The organism is Iodobacter fluviatilis, assembly GCF_900451195.1.
Classification (GTDB): domain Bacteria; phylum Pseudomonadota; class Gammaproteobacteria; order Burkholderiales; family Chitinibacteraceae; genus Iodobacter; species Iodobacter fluviatilis.
The window spans coordinates 142,965-169,007 of the sequence record NZ_UGHR01000004.1; the positions used below are offsets into that span (position 1 = coordinate 142,965).

The following is a 26,043-nucleotide window of genomic DNA, read 5'->3' on the forward strand; positions in this document are numbered from 1 at the left end:
AAAGTAATTACATTGGAATGCTTTATCCACGATCAAGCTGGCTTTAAAACAGGCTGTTTTATGCTTGCACCTGTGGTTTATTGGCCCGCTGCGCCGAGCGCTGATGCGTGTTTCTAAGCTTCTTCTGCTCTGAATTACCCGCCAGACATGCCATTTAACCTAGGGTTTTCTATCAATACGGAGGCTTGCTGTGTTTGATTTAGCTTAATAGTCAGTGAATTTAAGTACTTAACTGGTACATACGAGTATTGACACAACTCGTCTGTACGAGTTAAATGTGTCGCTGTGAATATTACACAAAGAGGCAGACAGATGAGCTACGACTACCGGCAGATTGCACAGCAGATCCTCGATTCCATAGGCGGGGCAGAAAATATCGAGCAGGCGGCGCACTGTATTACGCGGCTGCGCATTGCTTTAAAAGACGAAGGCAAAATTAAGCACGAGCAGCTCAAAGGCGTCGAGCTGGTGAAAGGCCAGTTCAGCAATGGTGGCGTGTTTCAGATTGTGATTGGCTCGGGCGATGTGGATCGGGTTTATGCCCAGCTGATCGATCTGGCAGGCAGAAGCGCCGCCACCGTGGCGGATGTAAAAGGCAAGGGCGACAATAAACTCAACCCCTTGCAGCGCCTCGTTAAGATTTTCTCAGATGTGTTTATGCCGATTCTGCCCGCGATTATTGTCGCTGGCCTCTTAATGGGGATAAACAATCTGCTCGGTGCTAAGGATATGTTTATCCCCGGCAAAAGCTTGCTGGATGCGTATCCCGGCCTAAGCGGGCTGTGGCAGTTGGTTAATATGATGGCCAATACCTCCTTTGTATTCTTACCTGCCCTAGTGGGCTGGTCGGCGGCTAAGCGTTTTGGCGGCAGCGAAGTCTTAGGCATCGTGCTGGGCTTGTTGCTGGTGCATCCCGATTTACTCAATGCATGGAATTACGGCAAGGCCGCAGCCGGGCTTGATGGCCAGGCGATTCCTTACTTCGATATTCTGGGCCTGTTTAAGATTGAGCGCGTGGGTTATCAGGGGCAGATATTGCCGATCTTGGCCGCCACTTGGGTGATGAGTCAGGTAGAAATCTGGTTGAAAGCGCGCGTGCCTAATGCGATTCAACTGCTTGTTGTGCCGATTACCACCATCGTAGTCAGTGGCGTGCTAGCGCTGGCGGTAATTGGGCCAGTAGCGCGTGGCCTTGGCGTGTTGATTACCCAAGGCTTGGTGCATATTTTTGAAGTAGCCCCAGTGCTGGGCGCGGCGATTTTTGGTGCGCTCTATGCGCCGCTGGTGATTACCGGCATGCACCATATGTTTATTGCGGTGGATTTACAGCTGATTACCAGCCACGGCGGCACTTTTATCTGGCCGATTATTGCGCTATCTAATATTGCTCAGGGTAGTGCGGCTTTGGCGATGTTCTGTATTGCAAAAAGCGCCACCGAAAAAAGCATGGCGTCGACCTCGGCCATCTCTGCTTTCTCTGGCATTACCGAGCCAGCCATGTTTGGGGTCAATCTGCGCTTTAAATATCCTTTCTACGCCGCGCTGATTGGCTCTGCCTGCGCTTCGGTCTTGATTACCCTAAACCATGTTTTAGCTTCCGCGATTGGCGTGGGCGGCTTACCCGCGTTTATCTCGATTGTGCCTGTGCATATTCCGGTGTTTCTGCTGGGTACCTTAATCGCCGTCATCGTGCCTTTTTGCCTGACATGGGTCTTTGCCAAGCGTAGGGCGTGGAAGGCTGAGCCGGTGCTGGCTCAGCAATCTGTGTAGATATCCGAAGCGGCAACGCCTCAGTTTTTTAGTAAGCAGCGCCGTCTCAGTGGCGCTGCGCAGGGAGTATTCAGATGCAACAAGACTGGCAATCATCGGTGGTTTATCAAATTTATCCTAAAAGCTTTTGCAGCCATCAGGGCAGGGCAACGGGAGATTTATTGGGCATTGTCGACAAACTGGATTATTTGCAATGGCTGGGGGTGGATTATCTGTGGCTGACGCCCATTTACGCCTCACCGCAAAAAGACAATGGCTACGATGTTAGCGATTACTTCGCAATTGATCCGGCTTACGGCAGCATGGCCGATTTTGATTTGCTACTGAGCGAAGCATCCGCTCGGGGCTTACGCATCATGCTGGATATCGTGGTCAACCATACGTCAGTGCAGCATGCCTGGTTTCAAGAGGCTTTAAAGGGGCGTGATAATCCTTATCGTGATTTCTATATTTGGCGCGATCAGCCCAATAACTGGCAATCCAAATTTGGTGGCTCGGCGTGGGCGCTCGATCAGGCTAGCGGCCAGTATTACCTGCATTTATTTGATGAAAGCCAGGCTGATTTAAATTGGGAAAACCCAAAGCTGCGCCAAGCTGTGTTCGAGATGATGCAGTTTTGGGCCGATAAAGGCGTGGCAGGCTTTCGCCTTGATGTGATTAATCTGATCTCTAAGCAGCAAGATTTTAGCGACGACGAGAGCGATGGCCGCCGCTTTTATACCGATGGCCCGCGCGTGCATGAATATCTGCAAGAAATGCATCGCAAGGTATTTGCTGGCAGAGATTTACTCACGGTGGGCGAAATGTCATCGACCAGCTTGCCTCAATGTATTCAATACTCGCGGCCAGATCGCCATGAATTATCCATGACGTTTAATTTCCACCATCTGAAAGTGGATTACCCGAATGGCGAAAAATGGGTGGCGGCTCCCTATGATTTTATCCAGCTAAAACGCATCCTGTCTGATTGGCAAAGCGGCATGAACGAGGGCGGTGGCTGGAACGCTATTTTCTGGTGTAACCACGATCAACCGCGCGTGGTTTCACGCTTTGGCGACGATGGCCGCTATCGCGTTGAATCCGCAAAAATGCTCGCCACCACCCTGCACGGCCTGCAAGGCACGCCCTATATTTATCAGGGCGAAGAGATCGGCATGGCTAATCCGGCCTTTACCCAGATCAGCGATTACCGAGATGTAGAAACGCTGAATGCCTATCAAAACTTGAGCGCAGCGGGCGTGCCCGAGGCCGACATGATGGCGGCGATTAAGCAAAAATCCCGCGATAACTCCCGCACCCCAATGCAGTGGAATGATGGCCTGAACGCTGGGTTTTCTAGCGCTGAGCCATGGATCAAGATTGCCAGTCAGCCAGAAAAAGTGAATGTGGCTGCGGCGATGGCGGATCAAAACTCGGTGCTGCATCACTACCGTCAGCTGATCGCGCTACGCAAAACATCGGCAGCACTTAAATATGGCGAATACCGTTGCCTGAGTGCTCAGGATTCGGCGGTTTGGGCTTATACCCGCAGCCTGCCGGGTGAAATCTTGCTGGTGGTGAGTAACTTTACTGCTAGCAGGGCAGTGTTTTCGAATGTCACCATCCCTGCTGGCTGGTCAGGCGAGCTGCTGCTGACGAATTACGCCGATATTGGCGCAGATTTCAGCCAGTTTAATTTGCGGCCATTTGAATCATTGATGGTGAGGTTTAGTGCTGCTTAGTTCTTGGGGGGGATTTTCCAGCGAACTACAGAGCACGCCAAATACCTCTAGGGCTAATGCTTCCCCCTTTGTAAAAGGGGGAATGAGGGGGATTTGCCTTTAAATTGGTTTGCGCATTTTTGTAAAGGGATGCCGTGCCCAATCCCCCCTGGCCCCCCTTTTTCAAAGGGGGAAATAAGTAGATCAAATGTATGCGCGGAGGGATTGCCGCAGCTAAACACTGCGCCGAAGGTACTAAAAAGATCTTTCTAACTTTTCGGTAGCACGCACTGGGCAGCACCCGCTGCCCAGTTTTAACACCACCCTTATTCCTGCCTTTAGGCAGTTTTGTCCCCTCCCAATGTGCAGGGCTAGGGATGCTTTTGCTTGTTAGTTTGTTTTTAAAAATAAATAAGGAGTAGAGCGATGTCTCATTCAGAAATCAATACCACTATTAAAACCACACTATTAAGTGGCATTTTCATGGCGATAACCATGCCCGCAATGGCATTCGAGTTTCATGGCTATGGCCGAATTGGCTCTGGGGCTTCAACAGGATCTGGCGGCGCGCAAAGCTGTTTTCAGCTGGCGGGTGCCGAGACCAAATATCGCCTTGGTAATGAGTGCGAGTTATACGGCGAGCTGGAAATAAGCCACGATTTTTTTAAAAGCGAGCAGGGCAGCACCTTTACCGTAGTCGGAATGGGTAGCCTCTATAATCGCAACGATAGATCGCCCACTTTTCAGCCGGAAGATGGCAGCGCCAGAGCGCCGCAGATTTACGCCAAATACAGCAATATCTCTGAGTTAAACGGTGCAACGCTATGGGCAGGACGTCGTTATTACAAGCGTCATGATGTGCATATCACTGATTTTTACTACTGGAATCCAAGCGGTACGGGGCTGGGGATTGAGGACTATAAAGTTGGCGATTTAAAACTCAGCTACGCCTTCTCTCGTGAAGATAATCTTTATCAGGCCGATTACGCCAATAAGCATGATTTTCAACTGGGTGGGATTAAGACAAATCAGGGTGGGGAAGTGGCGCTGGGCCTGAGTTATATCCAAGATGCGGGGCAGGTAAGCGGGGCCAATAGTGGCTGGTCGGTCACTGCGCAGCACGAGCAAAAGGGCTGGCTGGGCGGCAGCAATAAATTTGCCATTCAGTATGGTGTAGGCCCAGGTACGGGCTTGGGTTATACCGGCCCCTTACTGGCAAATCAGAGCAATAAGCGTTTACGTTTGGTCGAGTCTTTTGATTGGCAAGCCACGCCAGAATTTGGCGGCCAGCTGACTGCGGTTTATCAGCGTGATCAAAGCGATGCAGGCAGACAAACCTGGTGGTCGGCAGGGGCAAGGCCGGTTTACGCCTTTAGCCAGAATTTTAAATTAGTGGGCGAGGCGGGCCATGATCGCGTTGAGGCTTTAGACGGGCAAACGCGTAATCTAAGCAAGCTGACCATTGCGCCTACTTTTACTTTGGATAAAGCATTCTGGAGCAGGCCAGAGCTGCGCTTGTTTTATACCTACGCCCGCTGGAATGAAGCGGCCCAGAATGCCGCATCTGCGGGTTCGGCGCTGTCTAAAACCGGCATATTTGGCGCTGATTTAAATGGCTCAACTTACGGTGTGCAGCTTGAGTACTGGTGGTAAAGCGGTTTTATAAATAGAGAACCCAAAAAAAGAGGGGCGCATTCAGCGTCCCTCTTTTTTCTTGCTGTGATATTTACAGTGATTTTTCAAATTGCTGTACCAACTGATGCAGCTCGCTGGCAATTTCTGTGAGCTGTGATGCGGTTTGCCCTACATCTGCAATCCGGCTGACATTTTGCTCGGTCAGTGCGTTCATTTTTTCCATGGTCTGCGCCACTTCTTCAGAGGCCGATGATTGCTGATCCAGCATTCCTGCCACATGGCGGGATGATTGGTCTACACCATTGCTGGCGGCAGCAATCTCACTCAGCGTCACCGTGCAGGCATCAATTTGTGCTGTGCCGTGGTTTACCGAAGCGACTGCCTCACGCATGGTGGCAAGCGCTTCGCTGGTGCGGGCTTCGACGCTGCTGATGGTGCTGGCAATACTGATGGTGCTGGCGCTGGTGCGCTCGGCCAGCTTACGTACTTCATCGGCCACTACGGCAAAGCCACGGCCGGTTTCGCCTGCTCTGGCGGCTTCGATTGCGGCGTTAAGCGCAAGCAGATTGGTCTGGTCGGCAATTTCACGAATGGTTTGCGTCACCACGCTGATTTCTCGTACCGCATCGGAGAGTAATCCAAGGGTTACGCGAGCCTGGTCAACCACGTTAACTACTTCTTGTGTGGCCTGCTGTGCCGCACCCATTTCGATCGCACCACGCGTTGCAAGCTCATTGGCTTTGGCTGCGTGGTCTGCACTTAGGCGTGTAGCAAGGCTGATTTCACCTACGCTGGCTGCCATTTCTTCTAAGGCAGCGGCAACGGTGCCTACGCCGTCTGATTGCTCTCTGCTGCGGTTGAGTAATTCTTCAGCACTTTTAGCAACGCCCTTTGCACGCTCGTCCACGCGGCTCCCTGCAAGTACTACGTCGGCAATAATGGCGCGTAAATTAATCCGCATTGATTCCAGAGCAATGAGTAAATGGCTGAACTCCTCAGGGGCTTTGGCATCGACATCAAAGCGAAAATTGCCTTCACTGAGTTGTGAAAATGCGTACTCGATTTGCTGAATAGGGCGGGTCATCGACTGGCTTAAATACCAGCCACCAGCAATGGCTGCAATAGCAGATATGGCAAGCAGGGGCATGGCAAAAGGGGAGGCCAGCGCAGGAAGCGCCACTGCAGCCAGTACCAGCCAGATTCTTTGCTTCATTGAGCTTTGCTGTTGCCATTGTGTGGCGGGCAGTTTGGCTTGGCCTGCGTTCACTTTGCTGTAAAGCGCTTCTGCCGCAGAGATTTGCGCTCTGCTGGGCGTGTTGCGTACCGACATATAGCCAATTTTTCTGCCGTTTTCGCGAATCGGCGTGACAAAGGCTTCTACCCAGTAATGATCGCCATTTTTGCAGCGGTTTTTAACAATGCCGCGCCAAGGTAAATCTTTTTTTAAGGTTTGCCACATATCGTCGAAGGCACTGCTGGGCATAAAGGGGTGACGAACAATATTGTGTGGCTCGCCAATGATCTCTTGCCCACTAAAGCCTGCCACTTCTTTAAATGATGAATTGGCATAGCTTATTTGGCCCTTTAAATCTGTCTTGCTGACGATGGGGCGGCGGGGATCAACGCTGACTTCGTGTTCGGTGATGGGTAAATTGCGGCGCATTACGAAATCCAATAGGGGATGACAGGCATGGGTTGCTATGCTTGCGTGTTGCAGGCATGGCGATGTTTATGCAGTTTGGCAGGATGATAAACGAATATTAGAGATTACTACTTAATTGTATTACCTGACTACTGATATAAGCCCTAGTCTGCTTAAGGGGAATTATGTGCGGGGGCAAGATGGAGAAATGACAGGCAATAAAAAACCTCAAGACCGAAGTCCTGAGGTTTTAATATTTGGTCGGGGCGGTGGGATTCGAACTCACGACCCTCTGCTCCCAAAGCAGATGCGCTACCGGGCTGCGCTACGCCCCGAAATCTCTTTTGCATTACTGCGAAGAGGTGCGCATTATTACTGACGCCGTACCGCTTGTCAACTGTTTCTGTTAATTGATATATCGGCCAGTAAAAGAAGTGATTGCAAATAAGGGTTTAGCGTAAGTCCTTCGAGGCAGTCTTTAGCCAGTTGCGCTTCTTTTGCCGCAACAGCACGCGCATATTCTAATGAACCGCTGGCTTGCACAGCAGTCAGTACGGCAGGCAGCTCATCACGGTTAGCGTGTTGCAATGCGGTGCGGACAATATGGGCGGCTTCTGGCGTGCCGTGGCTCATCACATGAATCAGCGGCAAAGTCGCTTTGCCTTCAGCCAGATCATCGCCCAGCGTTTTGCCGATTTCACTGGTTTTGCCAGAGTAATCCAATACATCGTCAATAATCTGGAAGGCGGTACCTAAATGCATACCAAAGCGCGCCATACGATCTTCCGTATCAGGATTGCTTTCGGCAAGAATGGCGCCAAGGCGTGCTGCGGCTTCAAATAATTTAGCTGTTTTGTAGCGAATTACTTTTAAATAAGCGGCTTCATCGATATCGACATTGCCAATATTCATCAGCTGCAGTACTTCGCCTTCAGCAATAATATTAGTGGTATCGGCCAGCACTTGCATAATTCGCAGCGAACCACAGCTCACCATCATCTGAAACGCGCGCGAGTATAAGAAGTCGCCCACCAAAACCGATGCGGCGTTGCCAAACAGCACATTGGCTGTGTCACGGCCTCGGCGCAGATCGGATTCATCGACCACATCGTCATGCAGCAGCGTCGAGGTATGAATAAACTCGATCACGCCAGCCAGCTCGCGGTGATGGGTGCCTTCATAGCCCAAGGCTTTTGCAGACAAGAGCACCATCATCGGACGCAGGCGTTTACCGCCCGAGTTCACAATATATTCGGCGACTTGCCGCACTAGAATGACGTCAGAATAGAGGCGATCGCGGACAACTTGGTCCACCGCCTGCATTTCTTCGCCAATAACTGATTTTACGAACTCCATTGCCACGCTTGTGCCCCGTACTGCTCGTGCATGAATTAATCGCGCATGTTAGCAGAAACTTCGACACTCCGCTCTGTCTTGGGTATAGGAGTTTGCCGCGATTCCCCAAGGATACAGATGTCGGTGCTGCGTAAGTGCTTGACTTGATTGGTCCTTCAGCGTAGCATCGCGCGTTTCCCGATTCGGGAAGACGTTTTGCTGCTCGCGCTATTTAATAATAGAGGGCGTGACAGGTAGTAAAGCGCAAGACCCAAACTCTCCAATGGAGCTTGTTATGTATGCAGTCGTAAAAACCGGGGGCAAGCAGTATAAAGTTGTCGTCGGCCAAAAACTTAAAGTAGAACAGATTACTGCAGACATCGACAGCCAGATCGTACTGAATGAAGTATTGATGGTGGCAGACGGTGAAGCAGTGGTGATTGGTGCCCCACTGGTAGCTGGTGCATCTATCTCCGCAACCGTGGTAACACACGGTCGTGGCGACAAGGTGACCATTTTTAAAATGCGTCGTCGTAAGCATTATCAGCGCCATCAAGGCCATCGTCAGAATTACACTGAATTGCGTATCGACGCGATCGTTAAGTAATTCCGCCTTTTCGTAATTCAGTAGGAGTGTTGCAACATGGCACACAAGAAAGCTGGCGGTAGTTCACGTAACGGCCGCGACTCACATTCAAAACGACTTGGTATTAAGGTTTACGGCGGCGAATTAATTCCTGCTGGTTCTATTATCGTGCGTCAGCGCGGTACAGAATTCCACCCAGGCGATAACGTTGGCGTTGGTAAGGATCACACCTTGTTTGCGCTGAAAGATGGTTATGTACAGTACGCAATTAAAGGCGCTCTGAAGCGTCGCACTGTTACCATTCTGCCTTACGTTGGTGAAGAAGTAGCTGCTTAATTTATTAAGCGATAGTGGTATATTTTAAAGCCCTGTCCATCATGGATGGGGCTTTTTTTCTATCGGAAGTTTTGGTTCTGTTGCTTATTATTTTTGCACGGCATTTGTCTCGTTTTTATGCTTTAAAAATAACAAGCAACAGTGCCTCGCCCAAAACACGCGGGCAGTCTTCTAAAGTATTTTGCTGGAGCTCTACGCATGAAATTTATTGATGAAGCAAGAATTGAAGCCATTGCCGGCAAGGGTGGTAGTGGCTCTGCAAGTATGCGCCGTGAGAAATTTATTCCCCGTGGTGGTCCGGATGGCGGCGATGGTGGCCGAGGTGGTAGCGTTTGGGCGGTTGCGGATGAAGACATCAATACATTGGTTGATTATCGTTTTGTAAAAAAATATAAAGCACGCGATGGTGAAAATGGCCGTGGTGCGGATTGTTACGGTAAGGGCGGCGATGATGTTGAATTGCGCATGCCAGTGGGTACATCAATTGTGGATGCCGAATCTGGTGAGCTGATTGCAGACTTAACCGAAAGCGGCCAGCGCGTTGTGATCGCTAAGGGTGGCAAGGGCGGTTTGGGCAATTTGCACTTTAAATCGTCTGTAAACCGCGCTCCACGCCAAACCGCACCAGCGGAAGAGGGCGAGCGCCGTGAGCTGCGTTTAGAGCTTAAGGTACTGGCTGATATTGGTTTGCTGGGCATGCCAAATGCCGGTAAATCAACCTTTATTCGCGCTGTTTCAGCTGCTAAACCTAAGGTGGCTGATTATCCGTTTACCACTTTATTCCCAAATCTGGGCGTGGTACGTATCGATGATAATCGCAGCTTTGTTGTGGCTGATATTCCTGGTCTGATCGAAGGCGCGGCTGAAGGTGCAGGTCTGGGGCATCGCTTTCTGAAGCACTTGCAGCGTACCGGTATTTTGCTGCACATCGTTGATCTGGCTCCCTTTGATGAGTCAACCGATCCGGTGGCTGAAGCCTGCGCCATTGTTGAAGAGCTGCGTAAATACGATGAAGAGCTGCATAAAAAGCCGCGCTGGTTGGTGCTCAATAAGCTGGATATGATTCCAGAAGACGAGCGGGCCGAGCGTGTAGCCAACTTCTTAAAAGCCTATGGCTGGGAAGCGGGTGTGCATGATGCTTATGAAGCGTTTGATCCGATGCAGCCGCGCCTGTTTACTATTTCTGGTTTAACGGGTGAAGGTTGTCGTGATTTAACGTACGCAATCATGGATTACCTGGAAGCTGCTCGTATCTATGCGCGTAATGAAGATAAGATTCGTGCCGAACAATTAGAAATTGCCCGCGAAGCTGCAGCTGTTGCAAAAGCAGAAGCAAATGCTGCAAAAGAAGCAGCTAAAGTAGCCGCTACACAGGCAGATTTACTGGCTTCAGACGATAGCGCCAGCGCGTAATTAGCGAATGCCTAGCAAGGTGCAGCCTGAACGTGAAATGTTCGGGCTGGTACTTGCTGGGTGTACGCGTTAAGCTCCTTTCCCTTTTAGTACTCATCTGCCGGTCACATGCAGAACGACTCCGCTCTCTTAGAATTTTTTCAGCCTGGCTTTGTGCCACTTGATCTGCCGCCATTGGCAGGGTTGATCCGCGCTCGCCCCTATTTAGACGCTTTTATCACGCTCTTTCGAGGCGGTGAGGAAGAAGTCATGGTGCGCCTCTTGGTGCTGCGTGAAATTGGTGCGCGTGCACAGGCTCCGCGCTGGACGCCGCAAGATTTGCAAGCACACTTTGCCTATATCAACCCCGTAAAGCTTGAAACCGTTCTAAAGCGGATCCGTGATAACGGACTTTTGGTCTGGGATTCGGATGAGCAGCTTTATTCATTATCAGAGCCGGGCCGTATTGCGCTGGCCTCAATTGGCACACTGGTACAGTTTTCTGATGGCGATGCCGAGCTGGGTTATTTAACCGCGCAAGTAGCGGCGGGGCAGTCAGTTGGGCGGGTGGCGCATGAAGCATTGCAGCACCTTTTGGCTCGCTTGAACGAGCTATACCGCGATTTTGAAGAAGCGCTTGAATCGCAATCTGAGTTCCAAATTCGCAAAGCGCAATCTAAGCTAGAAAGTGTTTGGAAGTGGGTAGAGAAAGGTACCGAGGTCATGCATGCCATTTTGGATGATGACACGCTGGATCTGCTGACACTGAATCAGGCGCAGGCCATTGCTACCGCGCAAAGCCGTATGTTGCGTTTAACCAGCGTATTTCAGCGTCGTTTAAGCGAGCTGGCCGCGCAGCGCGTGCATCTGGGCGAATCCGGGCTGACATCCACTAATGTGGCCGATTGGCTGCGGCGCCTTGATCAGGATGAATTGGCTAATTTGGGGCGGGATTTATTGATTTTCCATCCAGAGCCTGTGTTTGTGACTGCGGATGAGTTGTTAGATATTTCTGAATACGAGTTAGTGAGTCGTGAGCGGCTTGAGTATATCGAGAGTGCCCTGCCGTCAAGCGAGGTGGCAGAAGATGTTGAGGCGATGGAAGTAGAGCGTCTCTTGGATGCAGAAGCACTGTTTGAAGAGCTGGGGGCTTTGGCTGCCCGTGGCGGCACGGCCGAGCTGTTTGAGCAGGTGGTCGCCGATACTTACAATGTCACAGCTTATCGCTTATCTTTGCTTTCTTTGCTTGGTGATGCCGATGCTGCACTAGAACAAAGTGTGGTGGCAGATTTAGTTCGCCTGCCTTTATTCCTAGAGGCAGAGGAAGGGGTGGAGTTGTTGGAACACCTTGAGGTCGCTGCAATTAGCCGCGGTCGGTTACGTCCTGTTGACATAAAATAGTTCAAATAAGCGCGTATTGCTTTCTGTATTGGACAGTATTAATAAGGTAGGCTTGGGTCTAGTCAAATCGTTGTGGAGTGCATAATGGGTCTTTTGGATGATCTGAAGCAGCAGGCCGCGTCAGTAGAAACAGATAGTGCAGAGCAAAGACGTGTTTATCTTGCCAATATGGGCCTGATCGATAGCGCAATGCGTGCAGTCCTTGCTTATTTTTACGAGCTGGCTAATCAACTTAAGGTGGTAAAGCCGGCCAGCCCGCATACCTACCGGGTATGGGGTGTGGGTGAGTTTACGCAGATGAATATGACGCTGGCTGCGGCGAATTCGCGTAATAAATCGCTGGAGGGTGGAGAACACCCTGATTACGTTGAGTTTATTGTTGAGTGGCAGGGTCGGGAGCCTTTACGTACAGTCTGTTCATCGCAAAGTGCCGCTAAACACTTGAAAGAGCAGATGTGGCAGTACGGATGTAAGCTGGAAGAAAAAATTCAGGCTGCGCCGGATGGTAAATTTATCCGCTCGGCAATGACGATAGCCCCTTTGGTGCCAACGCGCTTTCGCTTTGACGCGGTATATGACTCCGGGAAAATTCGTTTAAATATTCGTAATCTGGCCAATTTAGGCGAAGATCAGCATTTATTAGATGCTGCACAATGCACGCCTGCGCTCTGTGAAGAGCTGGCCAAGGCCATGTTGGGCAAGCCTCATCATTTGGCTGATTTATTAGCTTAGCGGGCACTGCAGCCTGCTGTGCCTGACCATGGCTGCATGGGGTTGAGCCCTCCGGGCTGGCTTTTCTGCATCTTTTCGGTAAATTTGGCCTTATCTATTTGTGTAGTATGCCGCCATAATCTGTGCGGCATGCCAAGGTTTTGGTTAAGTTTCGCTATTTGCTTGAGTTATTCGTTTAATTTTGGCGTTTCATATCTGTATGGGTGTACATGGATCAAGCTCTTAATATTTTGGTCGCGCGCCTCTTGGCGCATCGTTTTTTACCGCGCAAAGATCCTTTAGCGCGGCGCGCTTTGATTGACGAAGCGTTCCGTGAATCGCTGGATCACCGGCTGGCCGGCTGTGGCCTGCGCCTCTTAGAAAATCCCTACGCAGAATACATCGCCGTTGGCCTTGCTACCGAAATGGAAGACTGGGTGTTCGGTGAGGGCGAAAATTGGTTGTCTAATAATATGGGCATGCCAAGGGATGCGATTGCCCTTTTGATCGTGGTCTGGGCCTTAATTATTCTGCCAAAACGCCAGCGCCAGATTGCCCTGTCTGCATCGGATCCTGATGATATGTTTGGCGAAGCATCGCCGATCGAGTTTGGTGATGAGGTGGCTCCGGGGATTCCTGAAGAAGCGATTTATGCTGATTTTGGTAAAAAGCTCGGCGGTAAGGCGCGTTTCTCTATGAATTTAAGCCAGCTTGCCAAACTTGGTTTTATTAATCGCCGCAATAAAATGGTCTTTGAAGGGCCGCTGCTTGATCTGATGATCGATTACGCACGCTTGGCTCCTCGGATTATTAATGGTGCTTTGGCTGATTTGCTGAAGATTGATGCGGTTGCGGTTGAAACACCGATTGAAGATTGATGTTGTCTTCGGGCTTATTGGGATTGTGCGGCAGATGGGTGAGCGTATCGAGCCAAGAGCCCTCAGCCGTTTTGGGGTTGCGTCAGAATAGTCAGTAAGCAGATAAGCTGTGCTACAGCTTTATCGGGACATAGGTTAAAAATTAATGTTTCAGATTCGTGAAATTGAAATGGTCCATTGGGATTTCTGGCGTGCGATTCGCGTGCCGCTGGATGCCCAGATTGTGACTATTGTTGGGCCAAATGGCTCAGGCAAAACGACGATGCTGGATGCGCTGCGCACCCTGCTGGCTCTGCGCTGCTCGGGCCGCCGCGATTACAAGCGCTATGTTCGTAATAATAAAGAAAACTTTGCTTGGCTGCGTGGAGTGGTCTCCAACCCGCGTCGTGGCGAAGGCGGCTTGTTCCCCTATTTGTTTTTCCCCATTACCAGCCCTGAAGTCACGCTGTTTTGTCGCGTAAAAAAACAAGGTGGCGATTGGGTGCGTCATTACGCCATTGCCGAAGGTGTGGTTGAGCTAACGCCAGAAACGGAAAGCGGCTTGCAATGGCTGGGGGTGAATGAATACAAGCGCCGTCTTGAATCGGCAGGCTTGACTGCTGCGATTGCTGAAGTATTGGCGCTCGAGCAGGGCGACACCGATAAGCTGTGTGAGTACAGCCCAAAAGCTTTGCTTGATTTGGTTTTCCAGGTATTTGGCGATAAGCAAGTGCTGGATAACTATCAGGATGCCAAGCTGCGCCTCAAAGAAACTGAAGGTGAGCTGGGAAAAGTCGAGCAACAGATGGCACAGATTGGGCTTGATGTGGAGCGGATGAAGCTGCGCTCTAATAGCTTTTTGGAATGGCAGGCATTGCAACGCGATGTGGTTCGCCTAGAAAAAGATGTGGTGCCAGGCCTTAAATACCTTGAGCAGTGGGATGGTTTGTTGGCAGGCTTGACTCAGTTTCGCTTGGCTAAAACCAATTTGCGGGCCAAGAAGCAGGAGTTGGATGAATTAAATCTGGCGTATTCGGAGTTTGATCAACGCCGCGAAGCCGCCATGGTGGGCGAGCGTGAAGCCAAGCAGGCTTACGATAATCACTTTGCTCTGTTTCAACAGGTGCGTGATGCAGCCCGTGATACAGAAAAACTACTGAAAGAAGAGGTGCGGCTACGTGAGCTGGCCGAGTCAGAACATGGCCGTGATGCGGTCAGTATTAACGACCGCTTACTGGCCTTAAAAGAACAGCTTGCCAGCTTAAGACAGTGGTTGCGTACCGCCAAAGAAGAGCGCCAGCAGCTGGCCGATATGCAAAATACTCTGCAAGCGGGTAGAGCGCCATCGCCAGATTTTACCCGGAACATGCGCTCTGCCTTGGATGAGGCGGCGATTCCGCATCAGGTGTTAACTGAAATTGTTGAAGTCACCGATGCGAGCTGGCAGCAGGCAGTGGAAGCCTTGCTGGCTCCTTATCGTCACATCGTTTTGCTTAAGCGGGCCAGTGATCGAAACCGCGCATGGGAAATTGCCCAGCGCTTACGCTACCGCCACTTTATTGTGCCTGATAGTGAGCCTGTGCCGCGCGCCAATAAAGGCTCGGTGCTGGAAGTGGTGGATTTCAATGGCGATGCGCCAAGCTGGGTCGTGCAATTGCTTAACCGCACTCAGCGTGTTGTTACGGTTGAAGCGGGTGGTAAGGTCGATGGCGACTGGATCACCAAAGAGGGTTATCACAAAGAGCGCCGTGGTGGCCGCGATATTAGCGTACGCCCAAGTGATTTTGCCTTTGGTGAGGCCGCAAGACAATCACGCTTAGGCGATGCGCTGAGCCGCTTAAAAGTATTGAATCATCAAATTTTAGATGCAGAAGCGCGTGATGTAGATTTAAGCCGCGATATTAGCGCGCATACCGAGCAATTGATGGGTATGCAGGCGGTGGTACAGCTGGCGGCGCGTCAGGAAGAATTTGCCGCTGCCGCAGCACGTTTCCCAGGAGAGCAGGAGTCGGTGCAAACCTTGGGTGCCGAGCTGGCCGCAGCGCAGGCTGCTTGGGAAGCCGCACGGGATGCGCGTGAAGAATTGCGCGTGGGTTTTGAGCGCAGCAAAGATCAGCGCGAGCGTCTGGCTGGGCAAGTGAATTATCAGCAAGATCAGGCGCAGCGTCAGCAGTTGGAAATCCACAAGCAATTGCGCCAGCTGCGCGAGCTAAAAACCAGTATGCAGGATCATTTAAGCGATGTATCTGCGTTGAATGCAGTGCGTGAGCAATTTGGCAGCGTGCGTGAAGTGCAGCATTTGCTAGAGCGCCAACGCCAGCAGCTGGCTAATGGGTCTTGGGAAACTGATGAAACGATTCTGGCCCGCCGCGATAAACTGCAAAATGATTACGATGCGGTGCAGCGTGATGCCGAAGTGCATTACAAAGAAGTGCAGCGTACTGGCGAGCTGACGCATGAAGCCCGTGCCGCCTATATTAATAAGCTACGTGCCACGGTGCGTGCTTACTGCCGCAATATTGCCCGTCTGGGCGAGCTGGCAGGGATTGATGTAGAAGCCGAAATGCCGCATCTGGATAACGATGATGCGGTGCTGGCGCAAGCGGGCTTGGCGGCGCGTTTCAATTTTGACCAGAAAGGCATGATGGGCATGAACGACGGTGAAGCGTCGGGTGGCCAGCAGGTAATGAAATCTTTGATTCTGCTGATTGGCTTGATGATGGATGACGCCAATCCATCGGGCTTTGTGTTTATTGACGAGCCGTTCGCTCACTTGGATATCTTTAATATTGATCGCGTTGGCGCATTCTTAAAGGCCACTCAGGCGCAGTATTTAATTACCACGCCACTCACGCACAATACCAATGTTTACGCGCCATCTGATTTGACGCTGACCACACGCAAAAAGCGCCCAGGGGATACTTGGGCACCGCTTATTCTTCAGACTCGTCGCCGGGTTGAAACAGCACAACAAGAGTTGATTGTATGAAACAAGTATTCCATTTTTTCGCCCCCTGCCCACGAGGTCTTGAAGGGCCGCTCGTTGCTGAATTAGAAGCACTCGGCGCTGATCAGATTAAAGCAACCGATGGCGGGGTAGGTTTCGCTGGTTCTTGGGTGCTGATGTACGAAGCCAATCTGCAATCCCGTATTGCCAGCCGTATTCTTTGGCGCGTGGCAGAAAAAAGCTGGAAAACAGAAGACGATCTTTACGCCATGGCGCGTGATTTAGATTGGGCCGAAATGTTTTCAGTGGATTGCACCATTAAGGTAGGCGTTACGGCTTACCGCGTACCGCAGATTCGCAGCCCAGAATTTGTGGCGCTGCGAATTAAAGACGGTATTTGCGATCGCTTCCGTCTGAAAGGGGGCAAGCGCCCAAGTGTGGATACCGCTGAGCCAGATATGCGTATCCAGCTTTATCTTACTGATCGCAATGCCACCCTTTATTTAGATACCTCAGGCGACGCGCTGTTTAAGCGTGGCTACCGTATCGAAACTGGGGACGCGCCGATGCGCGAAAATCTCGCTGCAGGGATTTTGCGTTTGATTGGCTGGACGCCGGCCGAAGCGCTGTACGATCCAATGTGTGGTTCGGCTACCTTCTTAATTGAAGCTGCCATGATTGCACGAAAAATTGCACCAGGTGCGCGTCGCGAATTTGCCTTCCAGAAAATGCGTTTGCATAGCGAAGACATGTGGCAAGAGCAGGTTGCTGCTGCGCGTGCGGCTGAAACCAAAGAAATTTTCCCTATCTATGGTAGCGATGTTTCGGCGGCTGCTATTGCGCATGCCCAGGCTAATTTGGATTACGCCCGCTTTGACGACACCATTCATTTAAAACAACTGAACGCGATGGATGCTAAGCCGCCGGTAGATATGGCCGGTGTCTGGCTTTCCAACCCGCCGTATGGTGTGCGGCTGGATGAGAAAGAAAAACTGGCTGAGCTTTATCCTCAGTGGGGCGATGCCTTGAAAAAGCGCTTCTCAGGTTGGAGAGCTTATTTCCTGACTGCCGATATGGATATCACCAAGCATATGGGCCTTAAAGCATCTAAACGCACACCACTCTATAACGGTGGCTTAGAGTGTCGTTTGTTTGAATACAAGATGGTTGCCGGTGGAATGCGCAGAAAGCCCGCAGGTTCAGACGAGTAAATTACTGAAAATTGAAACAAGCCGCTTCTGAAAGCGGCTTGTTTGCTTTGTTTAGCATGATTTTGAGTGAGTGCATAATTAATTAAAAAGTCATTTGCTAAAAATGGCTATCAGTGCGATTGCTTTGAAATCAACCGTTTACCTTATTTTATGCACTTTATCGCTACGAAGGTATTGACCGAATAGGGTCCCGCCGGTATAGTTCGGCCTCTCGCTGCAGCACACACAGCAACACGGTGTTCGAGCAGTAGCGAAACGATCTTTAAAAAAATACAGTCGATGAGTGTGAGTGCTTGATTCGGAAGCGAAACAAGTGCTTACATGAGTAAGGAGTAACCAGCGATGGTTGCTCTGAATAAAGTAAGCCAGTAAGTACTAGCTTAGCGATTAAACTAAAGAGTTTGATCCTGGCTCAGATTGAACGCTGGCGGCATGCTTTACACATGCAAGTCGAACGGTAACAGGGTGCTTGCACCGCTGACGAGTGGCGAACGGGTGAGTAATATATCGGAACGTACCTAGTAATGGGGGATAACTATCCGAAAGGATAGCTAATACCGCATACGCCCTGAGGGGGAAAGAGGGGGATCGCAAGACCTCTCGTTATTAGAGCGGCCGATATCAGATTAGCTAGTTGGTGAGGTAAAGGCTCACCAAGGCAACGATCTGTAGCGGGTCTTAGAGGACGATCCGCCACACTGGAACTGAGACACGGTCCAGACTCCTACGGGAGGCAGCAGTGGGGAATCTTGGACAATGGGCGCAAGCCTGATCCAGCAATGCCGCGTGCGTGAAGAAGGCCTTCGGGTTGTAAAGCGCTTTTGTTCGGGAGGAAATCCTAGTGGCTAATATCCATTGGGGATGACAGTACCGGAAGAATAAGGACCGGCTAACTACGTGCCAGCAGCCGCGGTAATACGTAGGGTCCAAGCGTTAATCGGAATTACTGGGCGTAAAGGGTGCGCAGGTGGTTAATTAAGTGTGATGTGAAAGCCCCGGGCTCAACCTGGGAATTGCATTGCAAACTGGTCAACTAGAGTATGGCAGAGGGGGGTGGAATTCCGCGTGTAGCAGTGAAATGCGTAGAGATGCGGAGGAACACCGATGGCGAAGGCAACCCCCTGGGCTAATACTGACACTCATGCACGAAAGCGTGGGGAGCAAACAGGATTAGATACCCTGGTAGTCCACGCCCTAAACGATGTCTACTAGTTGTTGGGGAATTCGTTCCTTAGTAACGCAGCTAACGCGTGAAGTAGACCGCCTGGGGAGTACGGCCGCAAGGCTAAAACTCAAAGGAATTGACGGGGGCCCGCACAAGCGGTGGATGATGTGGATTAATTCGATGCAACGCGAAAAACCTTACCTAGCCTTGACATGTCAAGAATCCCTGAGAGATTGGGGAGTGCCGCAAGGAACTTGAACACAGGTGCTGCATGGCTGTCGTCAGCTCGTGTCGTGAGATGTTGGGTTAAGTCCCGCAACGAGCGCAACCCTTGTCCTTAGTTGCTACCATTTAGTTGGGCACTTTAAGGAGACTGCCGGTGACAAACCGGAGGAAGGTGGGGATGACGTCAAGTCCTCATGGCCCTTATGGCTAGGGCTTCACACGTCATACAATGGTCGGTACAGAGGGTTGCCAAGCCGCGAGGTGGAGCTAATCTCATAAAACCGATCGTAGTCCGGATTGGAGTCTGCAACTCGACTCCATGAAGTCGGAATCGCTAGTAATCGCGGATCAGCATGTCGCGGTGAATACGTTCCCGGGCCTTGTACACACCGCCCGTCACACCATGGGAATGGGTTTCACCAGAAGTAGGTAGGCTAACCGTAAGGAGGCCGCTTACCACGGTGGGATTCATGACTGGGGTGAAGTCGTAACAAGGTAGCCGTAGGGGAACCTGCGGCTGGATCACCTCCTTTCAAGAGAAGACTTTTGGATTGAGTACTCACACTCATCGACTGTAGGTTTAGGGATTGTTGATTAGGATTCAGAATTGATGTGATTTAATAAAGTCACATTTATTCTGGTTTCTAAAATCAGCAAGACAGTAACTTGATCTTTAAAAAAATAGAAGAAGTAATACTCAAATTTAGAAATAAATAAGGGTAGATTGTATCAAAATCGATTGTTCGAAGTCAGAACTGAATAATCGATGTCGCAAACAAAGCGAAATCAGATACTTCGAATTGTATTAACTTTGTTGATACGTGTTTGAGGTTATAGGATCAAGCGACTAAGTGCATCTGGTGGATGCCTTGGCGATGATAGGCGAAGAAGGACGCGTTAGCCTGCGAAAAGCACGGGGGAGCTGGCAAATAAGCATTGATCCCGTGATATCCGAATGGGGAAACCCGGCCCTTTTGGGTCATCCATGACTGAATACATAGGTCATGAGAAGCGAACTCGGCGAACTGAAACATCTAAGTAGCCGAAGGAAAAGAAATCAACCGAGATTCCCAAAGTAGTGGCGAGCGAAATGGGAAGAGCCTGCATGTGATAAATCAAACTTTAGTGGAACAGTCTGGAAAGTCTGGCGACAGTGGGTGATAGCCCCGTACACGAAAAAGATTGGTTGGTACTAAGCATGCGACAAGTAGGGCGGGACACGAGAAATCCTGTTTGAAGATGGGGGGACCATCCTCCAAGGCTAAATACTCATCATCGACCGATAGTGAACCAGTACCGTGAGGGAAAGGCGAAAAGAACCCCGGGAGGGGAGTGAAATAGAACCTGAAACCGGATGCATACAAACAGTGGGAGCCCTTGCAAAATGGGGTGACTGCGTACCTTTTGTATAATGGGTCAGCGACTTACGTTCAGTAGCAAGCTTAACCGAGTAGGGGAGGCGTAGGGAAACCGAGTCCGAATAGGGCGCATAGTTGCTGGGCGTAGACCCGAAACCAAGTGATCTATCCATGGCCAGGATGAAGGTGCGGTAACACGCACTGGAGGTCCGAACCCACTAATGTTGCAAAATTAGGGGATGAGCTGTGGATAGGGGTGAAAGGCTAAACAAACTTGGAAATAGCTGGTTCTCCTCGAAAACTATTTAGGTAGTGCCTCATGTATCACTGACGGGGGTAAAGCACTGTTATGGCTAGGGGGTCATCGCGACTTACCAAACCATGGCAAACTCTGAATACCGTCAAGTGCGAGCATGGGAGACAGACTGTGGGTGCTAACGTCCATGGTCAAGAGGGAAACAACCCAGATCGCCGTCTAAGGTCCCAAATAATCAGTTAAGTGGAAAACGAGGTGGGAAGGCATAGACAGCCAGGATGTTGGCTTAGAAGCAGCCATCATTTAAAGAAAGCGTAATAGCTCACTGGTCGAGTCGTCCTGCGCGGAAGATGTAACGGGGCTCAAACTGATAACCGAAGACGCGAATATGCACGATGTGCATATGGTAGAGGAGCGTTCCGTAGGCCTGCGAAGGTGTCTTGAGAAGGATGCTGGAGGTATCGGAAGTGCGAATGCTGACATGAGTAGCGATAATGCGGGTGAAAAGCCCGCACACCGAAAACCCAAGGTTTCCTGCGCAACGTTCATCGGCGCAGGGTGAGTCGGCCCCTAAGGCGAGGCAGAAATGCGTAGTCGATGGACAACGGGTTAATATTCCCGTACCGATATAAAGTGCGATGGGGGGACGGAGAAAGGTAGGTCAGCCCACTGTTGGAATAGTGGGTTTAAGCGAGTAGGCGTGTGGCTTAGGCAAATCCGGGCTGCTTTAACGCTGAGACGTGACGACGAAGTCTTCGGACTGAAGTGATTGATCCTATGCTTCCAAGAAAAGCCTCTAAGCTTCAGCTTTATATTGACCGTACCGCAAACCGACACAGGTGGGTAGGAAGAGAATTCTAAGGTGCTTGAGAGAACTCAGGAGAAGGAACTCGGCAAATTATCACCGTAACTTCGGGAGAAGGTGAGCCCATATTAGGTGAAGGCCCTTGCGGCTGGAGCTGACATGGGTCGCAGAGAAATGGGGGCTGCGACTGTTTATCAAAAACACAGCACTCTGCAAAGTCGAAAGACGACGTATAGGGTGTGACGCCTGCCCGGTGCTGGAAGATTAAATGATGGGGTGCAAGCTCTTGACTGAAGTCCCAGTAAACGGCGGCCGTAACTATAACGGTCCTAAGGTAGCGAAATTCCTTGTCGGGTAAGTTCCGACCCGCACGAATGGCGTAACGATGGCCCTACTGTCTCCTCCTGAGACTCAGCGAAGTTGAAATGTTTGTGAAGATGCAATCTCCCCGCTGCTAGACGGAAAGACCCCGTGAACCTTTACTGTAGCTTTGCATTGGACTTTGAAGTGGTTTGTGTAGGATAGGTGGGAGACATTGAAGCATGGACGCTAGTCTGTGTGGAGTCGTCCTTGAAATACCACCCTGACCCCTTTGAGGTTCTAACCTTGGTCCGTTATCCGGATCGGGGACCGTGCATGGTAGGCAGTTTGACTGGGGCGGTCTCCTCCCAAATTGTAACGGAGGAGCTCGAAGGTCGCCTAGGTACGGTCGGACATCGTACTGATAGTGTAATGGCATAAGGCGGCTTAACTGCGAGACAGACAAGTCGAGCAGGTGCGAAAGCAGGACATAGTGATCCGGTGGTTCTGAATGGAAGGGCCATCGCTCAACGGATAAAAGGTACTCCGGGGATAACAGGCTGATTCCGCCCAAGAGTTCACATCGACGGCGGAGTTTGGCACCTCGATGTCGGCTCATCACATCCTGGGGCTGTAGCCGGTCCCAAGGGTATGGCTGTTCGCCATTTAAAGTGGTACGTGAGCTGGGTTCAAAACGTCGTGAGACAGTTTGGTCCCTATCTGCAGTGGGCGTTGGAAATTTGAGGGGGGCTGCTCCTAGTACGAGAGGACCGGAGTGGACAGATCTCTGGTGTACCGGTTGTCACGCCAGTGGCATCGCCGGGTAGCTAAATCTGGAAGAGATAAGCGCTGAAAGCATCTAAGCGCGAAACTCGCCTCAAGATGAGATTTCCCCAAGGCTTTAAGCCTTTTAAAGGGTCGTTCGAGACCAGGACGTTGATAGGTCGGGTGTGGAAGCGCAGTAATGCGTTAAGCTAACCGATACTAATTGCCCGTAAGGCTTGATCCTATAACCTGAAGCGCGTGTGTGCGACGGTATAATCTACCCAGATTAGAAAACTAGATTTGAAATGTAAGACATTACTTCTTCTATTGAACTGAACGCGTTGCAGAGTAGTAAGTGCAACGAGTTAACCCGTTAAAGTCTGGCGACCATAGCGAGGTGGTCCCACTCCTTCCCATCCCGAACAGGACAGTGAAACACCTTAGCGCCGATGATAGTGCAGATTACCTGTGTGAAAGTAGGTCATTGCCAGACACCCTAAGCCGTACCAAGACCCCCGTACTCGAAAGAGGCGGGGGTTTTGCTTTGCGCGGAAGAAATGCGCGCTGTAGCTTAACGATAAGCACCAGAGGTTTGCGTGTTGGGTTACGCGATAAACCGTATGTGTCCAGCGTGACAACCTGGTTGGGCGCTCTGATGTGAATTGGCCGCGTAGCGGTAGCAATTCATCAATCCGACTATTCGGCCAGATTGGCCGTTTTTCCAGCGTTTCTTTGAGCCACATTAAGGGCTCTAGTCATTCAGTTTATTAATCGGCGTCCAATACCACTCTGGTTTGTGCAGCTACTGGCGCTGCTGGACTGGACAACGCATTGCTGTGAAATACTTGAAACGGGAAATGATTTGTTCTGGTTTAAATAGCGAAAAACGGGAAAAAAACGGACTGCCAAACTGGCAACATTTGGACGCTGATTGACAGTCTGAAACACGCCATTGATTTCGACGTGTTCGTGGCTCCAAGGTTGGCAAGCCTCGCTAGGTGTAAAGGCCGGCGGAACAAGCTCTGCTTGCTGCCGGGAGCGATGACGCTGGACTTCCATTGTCTAACGAAACGATAAAGTTTCTAAATGCATGATTATTTCACGGAAATGAAAGTAATTTGGTTGCGGCGAGTCTTTGGCTTGAGTGTGTGTGGCTGAAATATAGAAAAATAGATTTACTTAAAATCAATCACTTAGCGACTTACTTCGTTTTATCTTGCTCAGGGTGTTGACCGAATGGGGCCCCGCCGGTATAGTTCGGCCTCTCGCTGCAGCACACACGGAAACGGAGTGATGCAGGTAGCGAGAACGATCTTTAAAAAAATACAGTCGATGAGTGTGAGTGCTTGATTCGGAAGCGAAACAAGTGCTTACATGAGTAAGGAGCAACCAGCGATGGTTGCTCTGAATAAAGTAAGCCAGTAAGTACTAGCTTAGCGATTAAACTAAAGAGTTTGATCCTGGCTCAGATTGAACGCTGGCGGCATGCTTTACACATGCAAGTCGAACGGTAACAGGGTGCTTGCACCGCTGACGAGTGGCGAACGGGTGAGTAATATATCGGAACGTACCTAGTAATGGGGGATAACTATCCGAAAGGATAGCTAATACCGCATACGCCCTGAGGGGGAAAGAGGGGGATCGCAAGACCTCTCGTTATTAGAGCGGCCGATATCAGATTAGCTAGTTGGTGAGGTAAAGGCTCACCAAGGCCACGATCTGTAGCGGGTCTTAGAGGACGATCCGCCACACTGGAACTGAGACACGGTCCAGACTCCTACGGGAGGCAGCAGTGGGGAATCTTGGACAATGGGCGCAAGCCTGATCCAGCAATGCCGCGTGCGTGAAGAAGGCCTTCGGGTTGTAAAGCGCTTTTGTTCGGGAGGAAATCCTAGTGGCTAATATCCATTGGGGATGACAGTACCGGAAGAATAAGGACCGGCTAACTACGTGCCAGCAGCCGCGGTAATACGTAGGGTCCAAGCGTTAATCGGAATTACTGGGCGTAAAGGGTGCGCAGGTGGTTGATTAAGTGTGATGTGAAAGCCCCGGGCTCAACCTGGGAATTGCATTGCAAACTGGTCAACTAGAGTATGGCAGAGGGGGGTGGAATTCCGCGTGTAGCAGTGAAATGCGTAGAGATGCGGAGGAACACCGATGGCGAAGGCAACCCCCTGGGCTAATACTGACACTCATGCACGAAAGCGTGGGGAGCAAACAGGATTAGATACCCTGGTAGTCCACGCCCTAAACGATGTCTACTAGTTGTTGGGGAATTCGTTCCTTAGTAACGCAGCTAACGCGTGAAGTAGACCGCCTGGGGAGTACGGCCGCAAGGCTAAAACTCAAAGGAATTGACGGGGGCCCGCACAAGCGGTGGATGATGTGGATTAATTCGATGCAACGCGAAAAACCTTACCTAGCCTTGACATGTCAAGAATCCCTGAGAGATTGGGGAGTGCCGCAAGGAACTTGAACACAGGTGCTGCATGGCTGTCGTCAGCTCGTGTCGTGAGATGTTGGGTTAAGTCCCGCAACGAGCGCAACCCTTGTCCTTAGTTGCTACCATTTAGTTGGGCACTTTAAGGAGACTGCCGGTGACAAACCGGAGGAAGGTGGGGATGACGTCAAGTCCTCATGGCCCTTATGGCTAGGGCTTCACACGTCATACAATGGTCGGTACAGAGGGTTGCCAAGCCGCGAGGTGGAGCTAATCTCATAAAACCGATCGTAGTCCGGATTGGAGTCTGCAACTCGACTCCATGAAGTCGGAATCGCTAGTAATCGCGGATCAGCATGTCGCGGTGAATACGTTCCCGGGCCTTGTACACACCGCCCGTCACACCATGGGAATGGGTTTCACCAGAAGTAGGTAGGCTAACCGTAAGGAGGCCGCTTACCACGGTGGGATTCATGACTGGGGTGAAGTCGTAACAAGGTAGCCGTAGGGGAACCTGCGGCTGGATCACCTCCTTTCAAGAGAAGACTTTTGGATTGAGTACTCACACTCATCGACTGTAAAAAAACAAAGATACAAAATCAGATTGGGTCAGTAGCTCGGGCGGCGTAGATTAGCTACCTGAATATTCTGAAATGGGTCAGTAGCTCAGTCGGTTAGAGCACCGTCTTGATAAGGCGGGGGTCACAGGTTCGATTCCTGTCTGACCCACCATTGATTTTTTGATGGTTGGAAGGCTCTGTCAACAGAGCGACCAGTTTGGTTTTGATTGCAGTAAATTAATTGCAAGCTAGACGAGAAATGAAATCTCGACGTTTACTGAAGTAAACGAGAGATTGAATGACGAAGTATAGCGAAGTAATTTGGGGGCTTAGCTCATCTGGTAGAGCACCTGCTTTGCAAGCAGGGGGTGAACGGTTCGAGTCCGTTAGCCTCCACCACTCCTTTTGAGTGGTGGAATAAAGAAACTAGAAATAACACACTGTCTCAAGAGAGATTCAAAGCTTGGGACGATGGTTTATTTCTGATTTCTAAAATCAGCAAGACGTATCTTTGATCTTTAAAAAAATAGAAGAAGTAATACTCAAATTTAGAAATAAATAAGGGTAGATTGTATCAAAATCGATTGTTCGAAGTCAGAACTGAATAATCGATGTCGCAAACAAAGCGAAATCAGATACTTCGAAT

General features: G+C 50.5%; 13 protein-coding genes, 3 tRNA genes and 4 rRNA genes. 17 read left to right on the forward strand and 3 right to left on the reverse strand.

The features are described from left to right. Nucleotides 1–312: 312 nt before the first annotated feature. From treP to DYD62_RS19420, 3 genes are all read left to right on the forward strand, one after another. Nucleotides 313–1,770, forward strand: coding sequence for a PTS system trehalose-specific EIIBC component (gene treP, locus DYD62_RS19410; protein ID WP_115229221.1), 1,458 nt, complete (start codon nt 313–315; stop codon nt 1,768–1,770). A gap of 74 nt (nt 1,771–1,844) precedes the next feature. Continuing rightward, entirely contained in the window at nt 1,845–3,491 is a 1,647-nt protein-coding gene (gene treC / locus DYD62_RS19415) for an alpha,alpha-phosphotrehalase (protein WP_115229223.1), read from the forward strand. 405 nt (nt 3,492–3,896) lie between these two features. Continuing rightward, on the forward strand, nt 3,897–5,123 hold the full coding sequence (locus tag DYD62_RS19420) for a maltoporin (RefSeq protein WP_233702983.1): 1,227 nt from the start codon (nt 3,897–3,899) through the stop codon (nt 5,121–5,123). 73 nt (nt 5,124–5,196) lie between these two features. Here DYD62_RS19420 and DYD62_RS19425 read toward each other — a convergent pair whose 3' ends face one another. The 3 genes from DYD62_RS19425 to DYD62_RS19435 form a co-directional block, all read right to left on the reverse strand. Beyond that, nucleotides 5,197–6,768: a methyl-accepting chemotaxis protein gene (locus tag DYD62_RS19425; RefSeq protein WP_115229226.1), complete on the reverse strand. Its 1,572-nt coding sequence runs from the start codon at nt 6,766–6,768 to the stop codon at nt 5,197–5,199. 237 nt (nt 6,769–7,005) lie between these two features. After that, nucleotides 7,006–7,082, reverse strand: a tRNA-Pro gene (locus DYD62_RS19430). A gap of 58 nt (nt 7,083–7,140) precedes the next feature. Then, the gene (locus DYD62_RS19435; protein WP_115229228.1) at nt 7,141–8,103 is read right to left on the reverse strand and encodes a polyprenyl synthetase family protein; all 963 of its coding nucleotides are present in this window, start codon (nt 8,101–8,103) and stop codon (nt 7,141–7,143) included. A gap of 274 nt (nt 8,104–8,377) precedes the next feature. On the opposite strand from DYD62_RS19435, the gene rplU reads away from it, so the two are divergent. The 14 genes from rplU to DYD62_RS19510 all read left to right on the forward strand — a co-directional run bounded on the left by rplU (nt 8,378) and on the right by DYD62_RS19510 (nt 25,796). Continuing rightward, a complete protein-coding gene (gene rplU / locus DYD62_RS19440) occupies nt 8,378–8,689 on the forward strand; it encodes a 50S ribosomal protein L21 (protein WP_046351465.1) in 312 nt (103 codons plus the stop codon). Nucleotides 8,690–8,725: 36 nt separating this feature from the next. After that, nucleotides 8,726–9,004 (forward strand): 50S ribosomal protein L27, encoded by a 279-nt coding sequence (gene rpmA, locus DYD62_RS19445; protein WP_099399560.1) that lies wholly within the window; start codon nt 8,726–8,728, stop codon nt 9,002–9,004. Between the two features lie 198 nt (nt 9,005–9,202). Further along, nucleotides 9,203–10,417, forward strand: a complete 1,215-nt coding sequence (gene obgE, locus DYD62_RS19450; RefSeq protein ID WP_115229230.1) for a GTPase ObgE — start codon at nt 9,203–9,205, stop codon at nt 10,415–10,417. 108 nt (nt 10,418–10,525) lie between these two features. After that, nucleotides 10,526–11,797 carry a hypothetical protein gene (locus DYD62_RS19455; protein ID WP_115229233.1) on the forward strand — a complete coding sequence of 424 codons (1,272 nt, stop codon included), beginning with the start codon at nt 10,526–10,528 and terminating at the stop codon, nt 11,795–11,797. 84 nt (nt 11,798–11,881) lie between these two features. Beyond that, nucleotides 11,882–12,529 (forward strand): hypothetical protein, encoded by a 648-nt coding sequence (locus tag DYD62_RS19460; protein WP_115229235.1) that lies wholly within the window; start codon nt 11,882–11,884, stop codon nt 12,527–12,529. Between the two features lie 209 nt (nt 12,530–12,738). Further along, the gene (locus tag DYD62_RS19465; protein ID WP_115229238.1) at nt 12,739–13,386 is read left to right on the forward strand and encodes a hypothetical protein; all 648 of its coding nucleotides are present in this window, start codon (nt 12,739–12,741) and stop codon (nt 13,384–13,386) included. A 145-nt stretch (nt 13,387–13,531) separates the two neighbouring features. After that, nucleotides 13,532–16,354 (forward strand): ATP-binding protein, encoded by a 2,823-nt coding sequence (locus DYD62_RS19470; protein ID WP_115229241.1) that lies wholly within the window; start codon nt 13,532–13,534, stop codon nt 16,352–16,354. Next, nucleotides 16,351–17,523 carry a THUMP domain-containing class I SAM-dependent RNA methyltransferase gene (locus tag DYD62_RS19475; protein WP_115229244.1) on the forward strand — a complete coding sequence of 391 codons (1,173 nt, stop codon included), beginning with the start codon at nt 16,351–16,353 and terminating at the stop codon, nt 17,521–17,523. Before DYD62_RS19470 ends, DYD62_RS19475 begins: the two co-directional genes overlap by 4 nt. Before the next feature lie 389 nt (nt 17,524–17,912). Next, nucleotides 17,913–19,446: ribosomal RNA gene (locus tag DYD62_RS19480) — 16S ribosomal RNA — on the forward strand. 304 nt (nt 19,447–19,750) lie between these two features. Continuing rightward, nucleotides 19,751–22,641: ribosomal RNA gene (locus tag DYD62_RS19485) — 23S ribosomal RNA — on the forward strand. A 135-nt stretch (nt 22,642–22,776) separates the two neighbouring features. Beyond that, nucleotides 22,777–22,890, forward strand: a 5S ribosomal RNA gene (rrf, locus tag DYD62_RS19490). A gap of 949 nt (nt 22,891–23,839) precedes the next feature. Continuing rightward, nucleotides 23,840–25,373 (forward strand): 16S ribosomal RNA (locus tag DYD62_RS19500). Together the 16S, 23S and 5S rRNA genes with 2 tRNA genes alongside form the textbook arrangement of a ribosomal RNA operon. 119 nt (nt 25,374–25,492) lie before the next feature. Then, a tRNA-Ile gene (locus DYD62_RS19505) sits at nt 25,493–25,569 on the forward strand. A 151-nt stretch (nt 25,570–25,720) separates the two neighbouring features. Further along, a tRNA-Ala gene (locus DYD62_RS19510) sits at nt 25,721–25,796 on the forward strand. Nucleotides 25,797–26,043: the final 247 nt, after the last annotated feature.